This is a genomic window from Streptomyces sp. NBC_00090 (genome assembly GCF_045160815.1).
In the GTDB taxonomy this organism is placed as follows: domain Bacteria; phylum Actinomycetota; class Actinomycetes; order Streptomycetales; family Streptomycetaceae; genus Streptomyces.
Genome location: NZ_CP108224.1, coordinates 9100298 through 9115757, shown reverse-complemented (window position 1 = coordinate 9115757; position 15460 = coordinate 9100298). Strand labels below are relative to the sequence as shown.

Below are 15460 nucleotides of genomic sequence, written 5' to 3'. Positions count from 1 at the left end.
CCCCTGGACCGGCCGCGCCCCCTCAGGATTCGAGGGTCGCGATTCCCGAGAGGCAGCGAAGAGCAGCCCCACTCGGCCCGCGACGAAGACCGAAGTGACTCCCGCACTCGTGCGGAGGGCATGTTGCGGGGCGAAAGCGGTGCTGAGCGTGTACGTGCCGCCGCACGGGAAGCTCAGGCCATACCCTCACCCCGGTCCTGCGGCGCCTTGGCGGCCGCGAGTGGACTCGTAGCGGGGCAGCTGTAGCCGTGGGTTCAGGTGCCCAGGTGTGCCCCGTCGTCGGCGCCGAGGAGGGAGACCGTGAGTCGGCGTTCGACGGCGTAGGGCAGCGACCACAGTTCGGTACGCCGCCTCCGGTCCTCCGCGCCCTGAACGTCGGCACGGCGGATTCCGGGCACGGCGAGGGCCAGGGCGGCCAGGGACGCGGCCAGCCCTGCGCCAAGGAGGACATTGGTGAGCGCGGTGGCACCGCCCGCCAGGGCGAACGGAAACGCGAACCCTAGGCAGAGGGTGCCGAGGCCTCCGAGGACGGCCACCATCCACCACAGCGGGGTGAGCGGGTGTTCGTTGCTCAGGTGGTTCACCAGCTGCAGGTCGGTGGGACGTCGCCGTGGATGTCCTCCGGCGGCGGCGAACAGCTCGGCCCGCCCGCGCAGCACCCACACGGCGCGCACCCCCACCCACGCGACAGGCAGCACGAACAGCGTCACCAGCACCAGAGCCGCCTGAACCGCCCGCGGCACCGGCACCCAGTCGGATGCGTCGGCGGCCACGGATGCCACGGCGGCTCCCGCGAGTACGGCACCCGCCGCACCCGTGACCACGAGCCATCGCCGGGCACGGCGTACCCGAGCGCCGAGGGGGAACTCGACCGCGTCCACTGTCTTCTCCGTTCGGTGACCGCAGGTACTCTACGCAGTCCGGCGAGGATGAGGAGCAGCTCCCCACGCCGAGGATCTGGGTCGGTGACGAGGCCCAGTGGACCTGGTGACCTTGGTTTTCTTGACCCAGAAGATCCGCGCCGGTTCCAGAGCAGCCGTACCGACAGGGAAGAGCGAGGCCACGCGGCTGTCAACCAATGATCCGCCTGAGTTGCCCATGGTCCGCAATCCAACCGGATGCCTCTGACAAGCCCGCTTGTGCAGCTGAGAGGCCGGCGAAGCATGTGGCGGACACGTGACCGGGTGAGGCGCCCCCTCCTGTCAGCCGGCCGCCTGGACCTCGGCGTCCTCCGGGTACCAGCGCAGTTCGACCGTGTTGCCGTCCGGGTCGTTCACGTAGACCGACTGAGCCGAACCGCGTGCGCCCCAGCGCGGGACGGGGCCTTCGAGCACGTCGAACGTCCCGGAATCGATGACCTCCTGCCAGTCCAGGGGATCCACGACCAGGCAGATGTGGTCGACGTTGGACTCGCCTCGCGGGCGTGAGAAGAGGTCGATGACCGTGCTCTCGTCGATGCGCACGGACGGGAAGGGGACCTTGCCGGCCCGCCACTCCTCGACCCGCTCGGGCGCGAGGCCCAGGGGGCCGGTGTAGAACTCGAGTGCCCTGTCGACGTCGGTCACGTTGAGTACCAGGTGGTCGAAGGCTTTGACTCGCATGCGTGGAGGCACCTTTCTGGAGCTACGTCTCATCGGTTCAGATGATCATCTTGCTCGCGGGGTCGACGATCAAGAGTGCTCGGGCGGTTTCGGATGCCTGCAGCCGCCGATCGGCTTCCGGCCGCTACGTGCTCTCCCGGCTCAGCGTCGCGGTGACCGGACCGTCAGGGAGCCGTCGGGGCGGAGACCGCGGTGTCCACGGCGGCGTACGTCACACCGTGGTCGGCCAGGGCCTCCGCGACGACCCCTCCGGTCGTGGTGAGCGCCAGGAGGATGTGCTCGTCGCCGATCTCCCGGTCCTTGCGGGCCACCGCCACCCGGAGGGACTTCTCCAGGACGGTCTTGGCCTCCCGCGAGAAGGACTGGCGGCCCGACCACCACCCGGAGTCCTTGCGGTCGCCCGCCAGCGCGCCCTCGCCGTGGGACTCCTCCACGCGCGCCACGATCGCGCCGACGTTGATGCCGAGGTCCGCCAGGGCCTCCGCGTCGGCCCGGGACAGTCCCGCCCGCCGCCGGGCGTCGGCAAGTGCGGCCAACAGGGACGGGCGGCGGTCCGGCGGGCACAGCGTTCGCAGCGCGGCCGCCGCCCGGGTGTCCTCCCGGTCGAGCAGGGCCAGTAGCACATGTTCCTCGGTGACGACCGTCGCGCCGCCCCGCTCCGCGTGCTCGACCGCCCCCTTCACCACGGCACGTGCGGCCTTCGTGAACCGTTCGAACATCACTGCCTCCCGTACTTCTTGTGGACGGCCTGCCGGCTGACTCCCAGTTCGGTCGCGATCTCCTGCCACGACCAGCCCTGGTTGCGCGCACTGCGCACCTGGACGGCTTCCAGTTGTTCCAGTAGTCGCCGCAGGGCGGAGACGGCCCGCAGCCCGACCCGGGGGTCACGGTCGCCCGCCCGCGCGGCGAGATCGGTCGCATCGGTCATGACGTCAACCTACGTTGACGACATGGGTCACGTCAACCTTGGTTGACATGACGCTTCCGCACGGTCGTCTACCTGCGGCCACTCATGCGCAGGGAACGCCGCCGGGCCGCCCCCACGACTTCCCGCTCCGCTGGATGGAGCAGGCTGGGCGCTCGTCGACACCCCCACCCGCTCAAACCCCTGCCCGCCTTCAGCCCCGCCCCACAGACGCCATCCTCAGCCGCCAAGGAAGCAGCGATGACCGCTCCCACCGCCCTCACCGCGCTGACCGCGCTGTGCCCACCTCCCACCGTTGTTCCCCCTGCTCCCGACTGGTCTCCGATCGAAGACACGCTGGGCATGGGCCTGCCCCAGGACTACAAGGAGCTCGTCACCGCGTACGGACCCGGCCGGTTCTGCGACTTCCTCACCCTCTACCAGCCTCACTCCCCCAACGAGTGGACCGATCTGACCGGCCCCATGTCGACGCGTCTGCGCGCGCAGATCGAAGAGGTCCGCCACGCCACCCGTCGCCCCCGATCGCTACCGCACGCTCCCGAAGACCTCTTCGCCTTGGGCGTCACCGGAAACGGGGACTACCTCTTCTGGGTCACCCAGCCTGCCGGCGCCCCGGATGCCTGGACCGTCACCGTCAACGAGGCCCTGCACGCTCCCTGGTTCTCCTACGACGGGTCCTTGACTGAATTCCTCGTCACCGTTCTCAGTGGAACAACTCGCGTCCCCCTGTTCCCCATGGATCTCCTTGAGCACGGAGCCACCTTCACCCCCTCGAATCCCCGCAGCAGCGCGCCGACCGCAGCCACCTGGACGTCCGTCAGTACCCGCACCCTCCGCGACTGGGCCAACTCCAACGGGTACGACCTGCCCCAACGCGGACGCGTCCCCATCGAGATCATCCAGGCCTGGGAGCTTTCCACCAGGAGCCACCCAACGCCTGTGGAGCCGCCTGTGGAGCGCATGCTGCCGCGGGATCGCGACGTCGAGACTCCGTAGTGCCCGGTGAAGGCCTTGCGGAGCGCCTCCGCCGCTCTCGCCGCGTTCGCGCCGTGTTCTCGTCGGGCATTGGAGGCCGTGCCGCTCCGCCTCCTCCCAGCTGATCTCTCTGCACGAACTCCCCTGACCGGGTGAGGAGTTCGGAGCTGCCCGGACATCGGCACGTGACGTGGCCGAAACAGCCCCCACCTACTTTCTGTCGACCGACAGAAATCACCTGACAGGGGCTGCCATGACCGCGACCGCACCCAGCCAGAAGCGGGCCGTTCCCGCCCCGTCCGAGAGCGCTGACGGCGCCGCCGGCGGCGCCCGTTCCGGCGAGCTGGCCGGCTTCGGCTACCAGCAGGAGCTGCGCAGGCGGATGGGACCGTACGCCTCGTTCGCCGCGGGGTTCTCCTTCATCTCCGTCCTCACCACCGTCTTCCAGTTCTTCGCCCTCGGCTACTCCTTCGGCGGGCCCGCCTTCTTCTGGACCTGGCCCGTCGTCCTGGCCGGGCAGCTCCTCGTCGCCGCCTGCTTCGCCGAGCTCGCCGCCCGCTATCCGATCGCGGGCGCCGTGTACCAGTGGTCGACCCGGCTGGCCACCCCCGCCTTCGGCTGGTTCGCGGGCTGGATCATGGTCATCGGCCGGATCGTCGTGGTCGGGGCAGCGGCGCTCGCGCTCCAGGCGGTACTCCCGGCGATCTGGCCGGGCTTCCAGCTCGTGGGGGACGATCCCTCCCCCACCTCACCGAGCGGCGCCGCGAACGCCGCCCTCCTCGGCCTGGTCCTGCTGGCGCTCACCACCCTCGTGAACGTCCTCGACAACCGGGTCCTGACCGTCGTCAACACCGTCGGCGTCACCGCGGAGATCACCGGCGTGGCACTCATCGTCGCCCTGCTCCTCACCCACGCCCAGCGCGAACCGTCGATCGTCCTCGAGACCGGCGGCGCGGGCACGGGGGCGCTCCTCGTCGGCGCGTTCACCGCCGCGTACGTCCTCATCGGGTTCGAGAGCGCCAGCGAGATGAGCGAGGAGACGGTCAACCCCCAACGAACCGCTCCCCGCACCACCTTCACCGCGCTGACCACGTCGGGCGTCTGCGGCGGGCTGCTGCTGCTCGGGGGCCTGCTCGCCGCCCCGAGCCTGACCGACGGACAGCTGGGCGCGGACGGACTCTCCTACGTGCTCACCAGCACACTCGGCGACGGCGTGGGCAGGCTGCTGCTCGCGGACGTGGTGGTGGCCATCTGCGCCGCGACCCTGGCGATCCAGACCTCGGCGACGAGGATGCTGTACTCGATGGCCCGCGACGGCCAGCTGCCGTACGCGCGCGCCCTGTCCGCGGTCCCCGCGCGCACCGGCATGCCGGCGGTCTCGGCGGTCGTGGTCGGTGTGCTCGCCGCACTGCTCCTGCTGCTGAACTTCCTCTCCCCCGAGGCACTGCTCGCCATCGGGACGACCTGCATCGTGATGGTCTACCTGGCGTACGCGATGGTCACCGGCCCGATGCTCGTCGCCCGGCTGCGCGGCCGCTGGGTCCGGTCGGGAGCGCTGGACGAGACGGGCCGGCCGGTGTTCAGCCTCGGCCGGTGGGGGCTGCCGATCAATGCGCTCGCCCTGGTCTACGGCCTGTTCATGACCGTCAATCTGGCCTGGCCGCGCGCGGAGGTGTACGACCCGAACGGCGGACACTGGTACTTCCAGTGGTTCTCGCTGCTCTTCGTCGGCGGCTCGCTCGCCCTGGGTACGGCGTACCGGCTTCTTCGCCACCGCCCGCGTTGACCCGGCCGATCCGGCCGAGCTGGCCGAGCTGGCCGAACTGGCCGAACTGCCCTAGCCGGCCTAGCCGGCCTAGCTGGCCTAGTGATCTGGTTTTGAGGTCGTGGGTCGCCACGTGAGGCGTCCCCTGTTTCAGATTGCGGTGTTCGCCTGCGGCAGGTCGCGCGTTCGCGCTGTCCTGTGGGCATGGGTGATACCCGGCTGGAACCTGTCGTGCTGTCGGAGGCCGAGCGGCTGACGCTGGAGAACTGGGCCAAGCGCCGCTCGACCGCGCAGGGGCTGGCCGTTCGCGCACGGATCGTGCTGGCGTGCGCGAACGGCTGGAACAACACCGTGGTCGCCGCGCGACTCGATGTCGGCAGAGGCACCGTGCGCCGCTGGCGCACACGGTTCGTGGCCCAGCGCCTGGACGGACTCGCGGACGAGCCGCGGCCCGGGGTGCCGCGGACCATTACCGACGCCCAGGTGGAAGAGGTCGTGGTCCGCACCCTGGAGCAGACTCCCCGGGCGGGACGCACTGGTCGAAGCGGGAGCTGGCCAAGGTCGTGGGAATCTCCCCGGCGAGCGTGCTGAGGATCTGGCACGCTTTCGGCCTCCAGCCCTGGCGCACGGAGACCTTCAAGATCTCCCCGGACCCGTTCCTGATCGACAAGGTCCGTGACGTCGTCGGCCTCTACCTCGCTCCGCCGGCCAACGCGGTGGTCTTCGCGGTGGACGAGAAGCCGCAGATCCAGGCCCTTCAGCGGACCGCGCCGGTCCTGCCGATGGTCCCGGGAGTGCCCGAGCGGCGGAGTTTCGACTACGTCCGGCACGGCACCGTCGACCTGTTCGCCGCCCTGAACACGGCGACGGGCAAGGTGATCACGAAACTGTCCGCGCAGCACCGGGCGGTGGACTTCCGTGACTTCCTCGACGAGATCGACCGCCAGACCGACAAGCACCTGGCGGTCCACGTGATCTGCGACAACCTCTCCGCCCACAAGGCGCCGGTGGTGCACAAGTGGCTCCTGGCGCATCCCCGCTTCCAGCTCCACTTCACCCCGACCTACTCGTCGTGGATCAACCAGGTCGAGCGGTGGTTCGCCGAGTTGGAACGGCGCTGCCTTGAACGCGGCGTGTTCTGTTCCCTCGACGACCTCAAGGCCGCACTCGAAAACTGGATCAAGGTCTGGAACGACGAAGCCCGGCCCTTCAAGTGGACCAAGACCGCCGACCAGATCCTCGACCGGATCTGCCGCTACTGCGACAGGATCTCCGAACCAGATCACTAGCTGGCCTAGTGATCTGGTTTTGAGGTCGTGGGTCGCCACGTGAGGCGTCCCCTGTTTCAGATTGCGGTGTTCGCCTGCGGCAGGTCGCGCGTTCGCGCTGTCCTGTGGGCATGGGTGATACCCGGCTGGAACCTGTCGTGCTGTCGGAGGCCGAGCGGCTGACGCTGGAGAACTGGGCCAAGCGCCGCTCGACCGCGCAGGGGCTGGCCGTTCGCGCACGGATCGTGCTGGCGTGCGCGAACGGCTGGAACAACACCGTGGTCGCCGCGCGACTCGATGTCGGCAGAGGCACCGTGCGCCGCTGGCGCACACGGTTCGTGGCCCAGCGCCTGGACGGACTCGCGGACGAGCCGCGGCCCGGGGTGCCGCGGACCATTACCGACGCCCAGGTGGAAGAGGTCGTGGTCCGCACCCTGGAGCAGACTCCCCCGGGCGGGACGCACTGGTCGAAGCGGGAGCTGGCCAAGGTCGTGGGAATCTCCCCGGCGAGCGTGCTGAGGATCTGGCACGCTTTCGGCCTCCAGCCCTGGCGCACGGAGACCTTCAAGATCTCCCCGGACCCGTTCCTGATCGACAAGGTCCGTGACGTCGTCGGCCTCTACCTCGCTCCGCCGGCCAACGCGGTGGTCTTCGCGGTGGACGAGAAGCCGCAGATCCAGGCCCTTCAGCGGACCGCGCCGGTCCTGCCGATGGTCCCGGGAGTGCCCGAGCGGCGGAGTTTCGACTACGTCCGGCACGGCACCGTCGACCTGTTCGCCGCCCTGAACACGGCGACGGGCAAGGTGATCACGAAACTGTCCGCGCAGCACCGGGCGGTGGACTTCCGTGACTTCCTCGACGAGATCGACCGCCAGACCGACAAGCACCTGGCGGTCCACGTGATCTGCGACAACCTCTCCGCCCACAAGGCGCCGGTGGTGCACAAGTGGCTCCTGGCGCATCCCCGCTTCCAGCTCCACTTCACCCCGACCTACTCGTCGTGGATCAACCAGGTCGAGCGGTGGTTCGCCGAGTTGGAACGGCGCTGCCTTGAACGCGGCGTGTTCTGTTCCCTCGACGACCTCAAGGCCGCACTCGAAAACTGGATCAAGGTCTGGAACGACGAAGCCCGGCCCTTCAAGTGGACCAAGACCGCCGACCAGATCCTCGACCGGATCTGCCGCTACTGCGACAGGATCTCCGAACCAGATCACTAGCTGGCCTAGTGATCTGGTTTTGAGGTCGTGGGTCGCCACGTGAGGCGTCCCCTGTTTCAGATTGCGGTGTTCGCCTGCGGCAGGTCGCGCGTTCGCGCTGTCCTGTGGGCATGGGTGATACCCGGCTGGAACCTGTCGTGCTGTCGGAGGCCGAGCGGCTGACGCTGGAGAACTGGGCCAAGCGCCGCTCGACCGCGCAGGGGCTGGCCGTTCGCGCACGGATCGTGCTGGCGTGCGCGAACGGCTGGAACAACACCGTGGTCGCCGCGCGACTCGATGTCGGCAGAGGCACCGTGCGCCGCTGGCGCACACGGTTCGTGGCCCAGCGCCTGGACGGACTCGCGGACGAGCCGCGGCCCGGGGTGCCGCGGACCATTACCGACGCCCAGGTGGAAGAGGTCGTGGTCCGCACCCTGGAGCAGACTCCCCCGGGCGGGACGCACTGGTCGAAGCGGGAGCTGGCCAAGGTCGTGGGAATCTCCCCGGCGAGCGTGCTGAGGATCTGGCACGCTTTCGGCCTCCAGCCCTGGCGCACGGAGACCTTCAAGATCTCCCCGGACCCGTTCCTGATCGACAAGGTCCGTGACGTCGTCGGCCTCTACCTCGCTCCGCCGGCCAACGCGGTGGTCTTCGCGGTGGACGAGAAGCCGCAGATCCAGGCCCTTCAGCGGACCGCGCCGGTCCTGCCGATGGTCCCGGGAGTGCCCGAGCGGCGGAGTTTCGACTACGTCCGGCACGGCACCGTCGACCTGTTCGCCGCCCTGAACACGGCGACGGGCAAGGTGATCACGAAACTGTCCGCGCAGCACCGGGCGGTGGACTTCCGTGACTTCCTCGACGAGATCGACCGCCAGACCGACAAGCACCTGGCGGTCCACGTGATCTGCGACAACCTCTCCGCCCACAAGGCGCCGGTGGTGCACAAGTGGCTCCTGGCGCATCCCCGCTTCCAGCTCCACTTCACCCCGACCTACTCGTCGTGGATCAACCAGGTCGAGCGGTGGTTCGCCGAGTTGGAACGGCGCTGCCTTGAACGCGGCGTGTTCTGTTCCCTCGACGACCTCAAGGCCGCACTCGAAAACTGGATCAAGGTCTGGAACGACGAAGCCCGGCCCTTCAAGTGGACCAAGACCGCCGACCAGATCCTCGACCGGATCTGCCGCTACTGCGACAGGATCTCCGAACCAGATCACTAGCTGGTGACTCGGCTCGGCTCCTCGCTGAAGTGGATCGAGTCCGAGTTCGCCGCCCTGCGCTACTTCACCACGGACTCATCCATCCACACCTGGACCGAGTACCCGACGAACGCGGCTTGAGAGGCCCTACTCCCGCTCTGGCGGGATCGCGGGCCAGTCCTCCATGGCGATGACGACCTCCGCCAGGCCGACCTCGAATGCGGCTGCGTCGACTTCGCCGTCCCGGTAGGCCTGCCACAGGGCGATGAGTCGCTCTTCCAGTTCGCACAGTTCGATCAACTTGTCGGCCAGCGTGAAGCCGTCCAACTGCGGCTTGCCGACCTCAAGCACCCAACGGGTCCCAGCAGCGCTCGCGGTGATACCCCGCCCTGCCAGCTCGACGGTGGTGAACGGCACCCCAGCCTCCGCGGCGACCGCGAGGAGCACCTCAAGCGTGTCCGAGTTTCGCACAGCCATGCCTGGCACCCGCCTCCTACGTGTGGCCCGAGTTCCTCCGCCACGCGCCAGTACCGCGTCCGAACTCAGCAGCTCATACCAATACAGCAGCGGTCACGACCCCGCAACGAACAACTTGAGGCAGCCTGCAGATCGCCCGGCCAAGGGTCCAGGGCCAGCCACTAACCGATGATCCGCAGCGCCGCGTCCGCCACCGATCGGGCGAAGGCGGGCTCGGAGCGACCCACCAGGAACACGCCCTCGATCAGACCGAACACCAGGTCCGTCCGTACCGCCAGTTCTTCCCGGTCGAGGGCAGCACCCGCTTCCGTCGCGGCGACGAGCCGTCCGTACGCGTCCTTGAGGTCGGCCCGCGCTCGGTGGAAGCCCTCGAACTTCTCCGCGCGTACCTCGGGGAGCAGGTACAGCACCCCCAGGTTGTGTGGGCCGCCGCAGAGCAGTTCCACGTCCGAGCGGCACAGCTCCCACAGCCGTCGCTCCGCGGGCCGCGTGTCGTCCGCGAGGAGCTCGCGGGCGAGCGTGAGCGAGGGGGTGACGGTCGACTCCAGGAGCTCGGCGAGGAGGCCCTCCTTGCCGTCGAAGTAGTGGTACATCGTGGCCTGCCGCATCCCGGCCCGCTCGGCGACCGCCCGGGTCGTCGTCGCCGCGTACCCCTGCGTCGTGAAGAGCTCGGCGGCCACCAGAAGCAGTTCGTCACGCGCGGACAGACCGCTGTCCGGCCGTTGCTCGGCTCTCGGCCGGCCGACGCGCTTCCCGCTGGTGCTGCCCATGTGGCGATCCTCGCACACCTCGCCCGCCGCCCGATCTTGGTGAGGGTTCGGTAACTCCCGCGCAACGGACGAGCAATGCCCGCGACCCACCCCCGCCCTAATTTCTGTCGCACGACAGAAATTAGGCGCCACCTCCCCCATCAACCAGGAATCGGAGCTCGCCCCATGGGAACCGCCACACCCCACGGCGCCCGCGCCCACGCCCGCGCCCAGCACGGCACCCGTACCCCGACCATGCCGGTCGTCCCCGCCACCGACTGGCCCGCTCCCCCCGCCGGGGCCGGCCCCCTCGTCTGGGCCGAGACCGTCGCCGGCGGCGGCTACGCCCACAAGGTCCTCGCCCGCGGCACCGAACTCCGCCTCACCGACCTCCACGGCGACGCCTGTGCCCACCTCGTCCTCCTCGCTGCCGGGCGCCCCTGGGAACGGTTCAACGCCGCCGACACCGTCAAGGTGCAGTGGAACGCCTACCTCCGCGCCGGACACCTCCTCCTCTCCGCCCAGGGCCGCGTCCTCGCCACCCTCGTCGCGGACACCACAGACGGCCGCCACGACACCCTCTGCGGCACCTCCACCCTCGTACTCAACACCGAGCGGTACGGCGACGGCGCCACCCACTGCGCCACCCCCGCCGGCCGTGAACTGCTCACCCTCGCCGCTCTCAAGAACGGCCTCGACACCCGCGACCTGCCCCCTTCCGTCTCCTTCTTCCAGGGCGTCCACGTCGACGCGAACGACGGCACCCTTCATTTCACCGGCTCCGCCGGACCCGGCGGCTCCGTCACCCTCCGCGCCGAACAGGACCTCGTCGTCCTCCTCGCCAACGTCCCCCACCCCCTCGACCCCCGCCCCTCCTACACCAGCACCGCCCTCGAGGTCCTCGCCTGGCGTGCCGAGCCCACCCGCCCCGGCGACCCCCTCTGGGACGCCACCCCCGAAGGCCGCCGCGCCTTCCTCAACACCGCCGAACTCCTCACCTGCCGGGGGCAGTCATGACCGTCGTACCCGCCCGCGCCGCCTGGTCCGGCACCGTCCCCGCCGGCCGGCACCTCACCCTCACCGACCTCCACGGCAACCAGGCCGTCGACTTCCTCGTGTACGACGCCCACGACACCGCCGTCCGCTACAGCGCCCCCGACACCTTCCAGGCCCAGCAGGGCATCTTCCTCACCACCGGCAGCGTGCTCATGTCCACCGAGCACACCCCGCTGATGACCGTCGTCGAGGACACCGTCGGCCGACACGACACCATCGGCGGCGCCTGCTCCAAGGAGTCCAACACCCTGCGCTACGGGCACCACACCTGGTCCCAGCACGCCTGTGTCGACAACTTCCTCGCCGAGGGCGCCCGGCACGGCCTCACCGCCCGCGATCTCGTCTCCAACATCAACTGGTACATGAACGTCCCCGTCGAGAAGGACGGCACCCTCGGCATCGTCGACGGCCTCTCCGCCCCCGGCCGCACCGTCGTCCTGCGCGCCGAGACCGACGTCCTCGTGCTCGTCTCCAACTGCCCGCAGATCAACAACCCCTGCAACGGCTTCGACCCGACCGCGGTCGACATCACGATCGGCGAGGCCCCCGCATGACGTCCTTCGACACCGTCCTCGTCGCCAACCGCGGCGAGATCGCCGTCCGGATCATCCGGACCGCCCGCGCCCTGGGCCTGCGTACCGTCGCCGTCTTCTCCGACCCCGACCGCTCCGCGCCGCACGTCCGCCTCGCCGACGAGGCCGTACACCTCGGCCCCGCCCCCGCCAAGGACTCCTACCTCGACGCCGACAAGATCCTGCGGGCCGCGAAGGACACCGGCGCCGGGGCCGTACACCCCGGGTACGGCTTCCTCTCCGAGGACGCCGGCTTCGCCCGCCGCTGCGCCGACGCCGGTATCGCCTTCGTCGGCCCCACCGCCGAACAGCTCGAACTCTTCGGCGCCAAGCACACCGCCCGAGCCGCCGCCGAGCGCGCCGGAGTCCCCCTCGCCCCCGGCACCGGCCTCCTCCCCGACCTGCCCACCGCCCTCACCGAGGCCGCCCGCATCGGCTACCCCGTCATGCTCAAGGCCACCGGAGGCGGCGGCGGCATCGGCATGCGCGCCGTCCGCGGCCCCGGCGAACTCTCCGACGCCTGGGAGAGCGTCCGGCGCACCGCCGCCGCCTCCTTCACCTCCGCCGGCCTCTTCCTCGAACGGCTCGTCGAGCACGCCCGGCACATCGAGGTCCAGGTCTTCGGCGACGGACACGGCCGGGTCGTCACCCTCGGGGACCGCGACTGCACCCTCCAACGCCGCAACCAGAAGGTCGTCGAGGAGGCCCCCGCTCCCGGGCTCCCCGAGCACGTACGGGCACGTCTCACCGCCGCCGCCCGCGAACTCTGCGCCTCCGTCGACTACCGCTCCGCCGGAACCGTCGAGTTCGTGTACGACCCCGCCCGTGAGGAGGCGTACTTCCTGGAGGTCAACACCCGTCTCCAGGTCGAGCACCCCGTCACCGAAGCCGTCCACGGGATCGACCTCGTCGCCTGGATGCTGCGCCTCGCCCGCGGTGAGACCGGTGTCGTCCGCGACCCGGGACCGGCCCGCGGACACGCCGTCGAGGCCCGCGTGTACGCCGAGGACCCGGCCCGCGACCACCGCCCCGGCGCCGGCCTCCTCACCCGTGTCGAGCTGCCCGAGGACGTACGCGTCGACGCCTGGATCGAGACCGGTACCGAGGTGACCACCGCCTACGATCCGATGCTCGCCAAGATCGTCGCGCATGGATCGGACCGGGCGGAGGCGCTCGCGCGGCTCGACGCGGCGCTCGCGGCGACCCGGGTGGACGGCATCGAGACCAACCTGGGCTTCGTACGGGCCGCGCTGACCGACCGGGACTTCCGCGCCGCCACGCACTCCACCGCCACCCTCGCCGCCGTCGCCGACCCGACCCCCCGGATCGAGGTCGTGGCCGCCGGGACCCTCACCACCGTCCAGGACTGGCCCGGCCGCACCGGCCACTGGCAGGTCGGCGTCCCGCCGTCCGGGCCCATGGACGACCGTTCCTTCCGTCTGGGCAACCTCGCCCTCGGCAACCCGCAGGGCGCCCCCGGCCTCGAATGCACCCTCCAGGGCCCGACCCTGCGCTTCACCCACGCGACGACCGTCTGCGTCACCGGCGCTCCCGTCGACGCACGGATCGACGGCGCTCCCGTACCCCTGTGGGAGCCGTTCACCGTGCCGGCCGGCGCCACCCTCACGGTCCCCGCGCCGGAGCGGGCCGGACTGCGCACGTACATCCTCTTCGCCGGCGGCCTCGACGTGCCCCCGTTCCTCGGCAGCGCCGCCACCTTCACCCTCGGCCGCTTCGGCGGCCACGGCGGACGGGCGCTGCGCACGGGCGACGTACTGCGCGGCGTGAGCGCGCGCCGACGGCTCGCAGGGGAGACGGTGAGGGAGACGGCAACGGAGACGGCCGGGGGGACCGTAACGGTGACGGCCGGGGAGACGGCCGGGAAGACGGCCGACCAGGCGGTCAGCCCGGCGGCGGTCAGCCCGGTCGCGGGCCCCGTCCCGGCGGAGGAGCGGCCCTCACTCGGCACCGAGTGGCGGATCGCCGTCGCCGAAGGGCCCCACGCGGCCCCGGAGTTCTTCACCGAGGACGACATCCGCGACTTCTACGCCGCCGCGTGGGAGGTCCACTTCAACTCCGCCCGCACCGGCGTCCGGCTGCTCGGCCCCAAGCCGCGCTGGGCCCGCGAGGACGGCGGAGAGGCCGGGCTGCACCCCTCGAACATCCACGACACGCCGTACTCCGTCGGCGCCGTCGACTACACCGGCGACATGCCCGTCGTCCTCGGCCCCGACGGCCCGTCCCTGGGCGGCTTCGTCTGTCCCGCGACCGTCGTCCGATCCGAACGCTGGAAGCTGGGCCAGTTGCGTCCCGGCGACACCGTCCGTTTCCGTCCGGTCGCGGTCACCCGCGCCGGGGCGATCGAGGACCGACCCCCGATCGTGGACGGCGGGGTTCTCGCCACCCACGGGGACGTCACCTACCGGCGTTCCGGGGACGACAACCTGCTCGTCGAGTTCGGGCCGATGCAGCTGGACCTGGCTCTGCGGATGCGTGTGCACGCGCTCATGGAAGCGGTGGAAAAGGCGGCACCCACCGGGGTGACGGATCTGACGCCGGGCATCCGCTCGCTCCAGATCCAGTTCGACCCCTCCGTGACGTCGCAGGCCGGACTCCTCAGGGCCGTGAGGGAGATCGAGGCGGCCCTGCCGCCGGCGGCGGAGCTGGTCGTCCCGTCCCGTACCGTCCATCTCCCGCTGTCATGGGACGACCCGGCGACCAGGGAGGCCATCACCCGCTACACGGCGGGGGTCCGGGACGACGCGCCCTGGTGTCCGTGGAACATCGAGTTCATCCGCCGTGTCAACGGCCTGGAGTCGGTGGACGACGTCTACCGGACCGTCTTCGACGCCGAGTACCTGGTGCTCGGTCTCGGCGACGTCTACCTGGGTGCCCCGGTCGCCACCCCGCTCGACCCCAGACATCGGCTGGTGACCACCAAGTACAACCCGGCGCGGACCTGGACGGCGGAGAACTCGGTCGGCATCGGCGGCGCCTACCTGTGCGTGTACGGCATGGAGGGCCCGGGCGGCTACCAGTTCGTCGGCCGTACGACCCAGGTGTGGTCGGGCTGGCAGCAGCGGGGCGCCTTCGAGCCGGGCCGGCCCTGGCTGCTGCGGTTCTTCGACCGGATCCGCTGGTACCCGGTGGACGCGGACGAACTCCTCGAACTGCGGGCCGACATGGCCGCCGGTCGGTTCGCGCCCCGGATCGAGGAGGGGTCGTTCTCGCTGGCGGAGTACGAGCGGTTCCTGGCCGACAACGCCGGATCGATCGCCGCCTTCCGGGCCGGGCAGGCCACCGCGTTCGCCGCCGAGCGCGCGGCGTGGGAGGCGGCCGGAGAGTTCGACCGCGCGGACCGGGACGGGGCGGTGGACGCCGCGCCGACGGCGGACGTGGAGGTCCCGCCCGGCAGCCACCTGGTGGAGGCGGAGTTCGCCGCCTCGGTCTGGCAGCTGAACGTGGCGGAGGGCGAGGTCGTCTCGGCGGGTCAGCCGCTGGTGACGCTGGAGGCCATGAAGATGGAGTCCCGCGTGCCGGCGCCCCGCGCCGCCACCGTGACCCGAGTCCTCACCCGCCCCGGGGCCCAGGTCCAACCGGGCACTCCGCTTCTGATCCTCACCCCGTGCTGATCACCGTCCGGGGAGAGGGCCGCCCCCTCTCCCCCTCTTCCCCCTCCC

The 15460-nt window shown here is 70.6% G+C and carries 13 protein-coding genes and 1 pseudogene; 8 read left to right on the top strand and 6 right to left on the bottom strand.

The features are described 5' to 3' along the window. Positions 1–254: 254 nt before the first annotated feature. The 4 genes from OG361_RS40435 to OG361_RS40420 form a co-directional block, all read right to left on the bottom strand. Complete coding sequence (locus OG361_RS40435) at positions 255–881, bottom strand: hypothetical protein (protein WP_405861800.1); 627 nt, start codon at positions 879–881, stop codon at positions 255–257. A 321-nt stretch (positions 882–1202) separates the two neighbouring features. After that, positions 1203–1601, bottom strand: coding sequence for a VOC family protein (locus tag OG361_RS40430; RefSeq protein ID WP_405861798.1), 399 nt, complete (start codon positions 1599–1601; stop codon positions 1203–1205). 164 nt (positions 1602–1765) lie between these two features. Further along, positions 1766–2320, bottom strand: a complete 555-nt coding sequence (locus tag OG361_RS40425; protein WP_405861796.1) for a Clp protease N-terminal domain-containing protein — start codon at positions 2318–2320, stop codon at positions 1766–1768. Beyond that, positions 2320–2529: a helix-turn-helix domain-containing protein gene (locus tag OG361_RS40420; protein WP_030315760.1), complete on the bottom strand. Its 210-nt coding sequence runs from the start codon at positions 2527–2529 to the stop codon at positions 2320–2322. The genes OG361_RS40425 and OG361_RS40420 overlap by 1 nt, the downstream gene beginning before the upstream one ends. Before the next feature lie 237 nt (positions 2530–2766). Here OG361_RS40420 and OG361_RS40415 point away from each other — a divergent pair, with 237 nt between their 5' ends. The 5 genes and pseudogenes from OG361_RS40415 to OG361_RS40395 all read left to right on the top strand — a co-directional run bounded on the left by OG361_RS40415 (position 2767) and on the right by OG361_RS40395 (position 8947). Next, a complete protein-coding gene (locus OG361_RS40415) occupies positions 2767–3522 on the top strand; it encodes an SMI1/KNR4 family protein (protein ID WP_405861793.1) in 756 nt (251 codons plus the stop codon). Between the two features lie 232 nt (positions 3523–3754). Then, the gene (locus tag OG361_RS40410) at positions 3755–5287 is read left to right on the top strand and encodes an amino acid permease (protein WP_405861791.1); all 1533 of its coding nucleotides are present in this window, start codon (positions 3755–3757) and stop codon (positions 5285–5287) included. Positions 5288–5470: 183 nt separating this feature from the next. Then, positions 5471–6555 (top strand): annotated as a pseudogene (locus OG361_RS40405) (IS630 family transposase). A 110-nt stretch (positions 6556–6665) separates the two neighbouring features. Beyond that, positions 6666–7751, top strand: coding sequence for an IS630 family transposase (locus OG361_RS40400; protein ID WP_405851442.1), 1086 nt, complete (start codon positions 6666–6668; stop codon positions 7749–7751). 110 nt (positions 7752–7861) lie between these two features. Continuing rightward, positions 7862–8947: an IS630 family transposase gene (locus tag OG361_RS40395; RefSeq protein ID WP_405851442.1), complete on the top strand. Its 1086-nt coding sequence runs from the start codon at positions 7862–7864 to the stop codon at positions 8945–8947. 126 nt (positions 8948–9073) lie between these two features. Here the strand turns inward: OG361_RS40395 and OG361_RS40390 are convergent, their stop codons facing one another. Both OG361_RS40390 and OG361_RS40385 read right to left on the bottom strand, forming a co-directional pair. Then, positions 9074–9403, bottom strand: a complete 330-nt coding sequence (locus OG361_RS40390; RefSeq protein ID WP_405861789.1) for a hypothetical protein — start codon at positions 9401–9403, stop codon at positions 9074–9076. Positions 9404–9564: 161 nt separating this feature from the next. Next, positions 9565–10173, bottom strand: coding sequence for a TetR/AcrR family transcriptional regulator (locus tag OG361_RS40385; RefSeq protein ID WP_405861787.1), 609 nt, complete (start codon positions 10171–10173; stop codon positions 9565–9567). A gap of 165 nt (positions 10174–10338) precedes the next feature. On the opposite strand from OG361_RS40385, the gene OG361_RS40380 reads away from it, so the two are divergent. From OG361_RS40380 to OG361_RS40370, 3 genes are read left to right on the top strand one after another with little or no spacing between them, the layout of a single operon-like run. Beyond that, entirely contained in the window at positions 10339–11169 is an 831-nt protein-coding gene (locus tag OG361_RS40380; RefSeq protein ID WP_405861785.1) for an urea amidolyase associated protein UAAP1, read from the top strand. Next, positions 11166–11762, top strand: coding sequence for an urea amidolyase associated protein UAAP2 (locus OG361_RS40375; protein WP_405861783.1), 597 nt, complete (start codon positions 11166–11168; stop codon positions 11760–11762). Before OG361_RS40380 ends, OG361_RS40375 begins: the two co-directional genes overlap by 4 nt. After that, a complete protein-coding gene (locus OG361_RS40370) occupies positions 11759–15412 on the top strand; it encodes a 5-oxoprolinase/urea amidolyase family protein (RefSeq protein WP_405861781.1) in 3654 nt (1217 codons plus the stop codon). Before OG361_RS40375 ends, OG361_RS40370 begins: the two co-directional genes overlap by 4 nt. Positions 15413–15460 lie beyond the last annotated feature (48 nt).